General features: G+C 70.4%; 3 protein-coding genes. 2 read left to right on the top strand and 1 reads right to left on the bottom strand.

Annotated elements, in window-relative coordinates; all coding sequences use genetic code 11:
• Nucleotides 1–138: 138 nt before the first annotated feature.
• Nucleotides 139–1,506: an NAD(P)/FAD-dependent oxidoreductase gene (locus JHN45_RS51010; RefSeq protein WP_201056305.1), complete on the bottom strand. Its 1,368-nt coding sequence runs from the start codon at nt 1,504–1,506 to the stop codon at nt 139–141.
• Nucleotides 1,507–1,883: 377 nt separating this feature from the next.
• On the opposite strand from JHN45_RS51010, the gene JHN45_RS51005 reads away from it, so the two are divergent.
• Together JHN45_RS51005 and JHN45_RS51000 are read left to right on the top strand one after the other, a co-directional pair.
• Nucleotides 1,884–2,651 carry a TetR/AcrR family transcriptional regulator gene (locus JHN45_RS51005; RefSeq protein ID WP_201056304.1) on the top strand — a complete coding sequence of 256 codons (768 nt, stop codon included), beginning with the start codon at nt 1,884–1,886 and terminating at the stop codon, nt 2,649–2,651.
• Nucleotides 2,652–3,004: 353 nt separating this feature from the next.
• A partial coding sequence (locus JHN45_RS51000) for an RNA polymerase sigma factor (protein ID WP_201056302.1) occupies nt 3,005–3,650 on the top strand: 646 nt, incomplete at its 3' end.

Below are 3,650 nucleotides of genomic sequence, written 5' to 3'. Positions count from 1 at the left end.
CAGCACAGTGGGGAGAGCCTCTTGGGTGGGACGGGCGGGCGCGGGCCCGTCCGAAAGTCGGGGACCAGTCTGGCAGTGTGGCGGACCGGGCCGATATTCGTCAGACGCCCCGGCCGCCGGTGGAGTTCCTCGGTCCGGTCAGTTCGACCCCTTCGGGTCGTGCGGAGGCTTCCCACCGGCCGCGAGTTCGAACTCGGCTCGCGGGTGTTCGAGTGAACCGAGAGAGACGATCTCGCGTTTGAAGAGCCCCGCCAGGGTCCATTCGGCGAGCACGCGGGCCTTGCGGTTGAAGGTGGGCACCCTGCTGAGGTGGTAGACGCGGTGCATGAACCAGGCAGGGTAGCCCTTCAGCTTCCGTCCGTAGACCTGCGCGACACCTTTGTGGAGTCCCAGGGAGGCGACCGAGCCGACGTACTTGTGGGCGTACGTCTGGAGGGGTTCGCCCCGCAGGGAGTGCGCGATGTTGTCGCCGAGCACCTTGGCCTGGCGTACCGCGTGCTGGGCGTTGGGGGCGGTCTCCGTGCCGGGCGCGTCGGCGGTCACGTCGGGGACGGCCGCCGCGTCTCCCGCTGCCCACGCGTGCGTGGCGCCCTCGATCGTCAGCTCGGCGGTGCACCTGAGGCGGCCGTGCGCGGTGAGCGGGAGGTCGGTGGCGGCGAGGACGGGGTGCGGTTTGACGCCGGCCGTCCACACGAGTGTGCGGGTGGGGAAGCGCTGGCCGTCGTCGAGTACGGCGACGCGGTCGGCGCAGGAGGCGAGGCGGGTCTCCAGGAGGACCTGGATGTTGCGTCTACGGAGCTGGGTGACGGTGTAGGTGCCCATCTCCTCGCCGACCTCGGGGAGGATGCGGTTCGAGGCCTCCACGAGGATCCACTTCATGTCGTCGGCCTGGACGTTGTGGTAGTAGCGCACGGCGTAGCGGGCCATGTCCTCCAGCTCGCCGAGCGCCTCCACGCCGGCGTAACCGCCCCCTACGAAGACGAAGGTCAGGGCCGCGTCGCGGATCGCGGGGTCGCGGGTGGAGGAGGCGATGTCGAGTTGCTCGATGACGTGGTTGCGCAGGCCGATGGCCTCCTCGACGGTCTTGAAGCCGATGCCGTGCTCGGCGAGACCGGGGATGGGCAGGGTGCGCGAGATCGAGCCGGGGGCCAGGACGAGTTCGTCGTACGACAGCTCTTCGGTGCCCGTGCCCTCCTCCTCGGTGGCGAGGGTGCTGAGGGTCGCGGTGCGCTTGTTGTGGTCGATGGCGGTGGCCTCGCCGATGACGACCCGGCACTTGTCGAGGACACGGCGCAGCGGGACGACGACATGGCGGGGGGAGATCGAACCGGCGGCGGCCTCGGGAAGAAACGGCTGATACGTCATGTAAGGGTCGGGGGAGACGACGGTGATCTCGACCTGCCCGCGCCTGATTTCACGTTTCAACTTCTTCTGAAGGCGCAGGGCTGTGTACATCCCGACGTAGCCGCCACCGACAACGAGAATGCGCGCGCGTTCCTTCACCATCCCATGACGCACCCGGCGCTGGAGTTTGTCCACAGGCTCGACAAATTGTGTGACCGGCGAGGGAGGGCGCGCGCGGGCGCCGGAATTGCCGGAGTACGGGGCAGGTGCGCAGGTCAGTGGGGGTGATCGGGGTGGCGCTCGGGGGCGCAATCGGGATGTATGCGACCCGTACTCCGATCGGGGGGCGCTCCGTGCGGAACCTGCCCCTTCTGAATTGACCCCCTCTCAACTATGTTCGTGTGTCGACGGGGTGAAGGGGGATGCGCTCAACGAGCCCGCGAGAAGCGTGGTTCGTGAACCGGGCTTGTCTCACGATGCTCCGGCTGCCAATGGCGGGGAGTCTCCGGGGGGAGACGTCATTAACCGGGGGAACGTGTATGCATATTCAGGATTCTCATTGGACATCCGCGTCTGCCGTCGCATCCGGCGCCGCGGTCGGTGCGACGGGAAACGGACGCGGGGACACCTCGCGCACGACGCCGTTGCGCGTGGACGCACAGCGCAATCTGGAGCACGTGCTGCGGGCGGCGCGTGAGGTCTTCGGCGAGCTGGGCTACGGCGCGCCGATGGAGGACGTGGCGCGGCGCGCGCGGGTCGGTGTCGGCACGGTGTACCGGCGCTTCCCCAGCAAGGACGTCCTGGTCCGGCGGATAGCCGAGGAGGAGACCTCCCGGCTGACCGACCAGGCGCGTTCGGCGCTCGGCCAGGAGGACGAGCCGTGGTCGGCGCTGTCGCGCTTCCTGCGGACGTCGGTGGCCTCGGGCGCCGGGCGGCTGCTGCCGCCGCAGGTGCTGCGGGTGGGCGTCGCCGACGAGGGCGAGGGCGCGCTGCTGGACGAGGCGCGGGTGCCGCAGCAGCGGACGCAGCCGGGCACGGGTGAACTGCGGCTGGTGCCGGAGGAGTCGGCGGGGTCCCTGGGCTCGGTGGTCGACGACGCCGGGGCGGCGGCGCTGCTGGAGGTCGTGGGGCAGCTCGTGGACCGGGCGCGGGCGGCGGGTCAGCTGCGGCCGGACGTGTCGGTGTCGGACGTACTGCTGGTGATCGCCACTGCGGCGCCCTCGCTGCCGGATGCCGCGCAGCAGGCGGCGGCGTCGGCGCGGTTGCTGGACATTCTGCTGGAGGGGTTGCGGTCGCGGCCGTTGTGAGGCCGGCTCCCCGGGGTCGGCTCTTTCGGGTCGGCTCTTCGGGGTCGGCTCTTCGGGGTCGGGAGGCCCGTTCGCGGGTGACTCGAATAGGTGACTGTGATGCGTGGGCGCTGTGCGGTCCGCGCGCCGAGTGATGCCCGGGAGCGTTCCGGGCATTTCGGTCATCGGTGTCAACTGCCGTTCCAGGGGCGAGAGTTGAACCTTCCCCGGAGGGGTGAACGCTAGTACTGCGTTGCGGGAAGTCCCCACGGACGAGTGGATGGTCCGTACGACGGGGTCCTGAACAAAAGCCAATATGGCTACGCTGACCCGGTGTTCGGGACTGGTTCGGCAGGCGGCGGGGGCTTTCCGCGATGAGCGTTGACGGGCGGGACGAGTCACTGGGTGACGGTGACCCGGAGGCCGGTGGGCTGACCTCACCACAGGTGCCGAGCCAGGGCGGGCGGCCGAGTGGCGTCCCCCAGGACGCCGATCCCGGCGAGGGCAGCGTCCCCCCGCAGCGCGAGGGCAGCGTCCTGCCGCCGCCGCTGGAGATGCCGACCGCCGACGCCTCGCTCATCGAGCGGATGCGCGCCGGTGACGACACGGCGTACGAGGAGCTGTACCGGCGCCACGCGGACGCCGTGCGCCGCTACGCCCGCACCTGCTGCCGGGACGCGCACACCGCCGACGACCTGACCGCCGAGGTCTTCGCCCGCATGCTCCAGGCGGTGCGCGGCGGCTCCGGGCCCGAGCACGCCGTACGCGCCTATCTGCTGACCTCCGTCCGGCGTGTCGCCGCGAACTGGACGAAGTCGGCGAAGCGCGAGCAACTCGTCGACGACTTCGCGGTGTTCGCCGCGCAGTCCGCACGGGTCTCGGAAGTGTCCGACGACGACACACTGGACCTGGGCGCCGACGTCCGGGCGATGCACGTGGCCGAGCAGTCGATGGCCATGCAGGCCTTCCGGTCGCTGCCCGAGCGGTGGCAGGCCGTGCTGTGGCACACCGAGGTCGAGT

Origin of the sequence: Streptomyces sp. MBT53 (assembly GCF_016654115.1) — a bacterium.
Lineage (GTDB): Bacteria > Actinomycetota > Actinomycetes > Streptomycetales > Streptomycetaceae > Streptomyces.
Note: the sequence above shows the minus strand (reverse complement) of the source record. Positions and strands in the feature narration are given on the sequence as shown.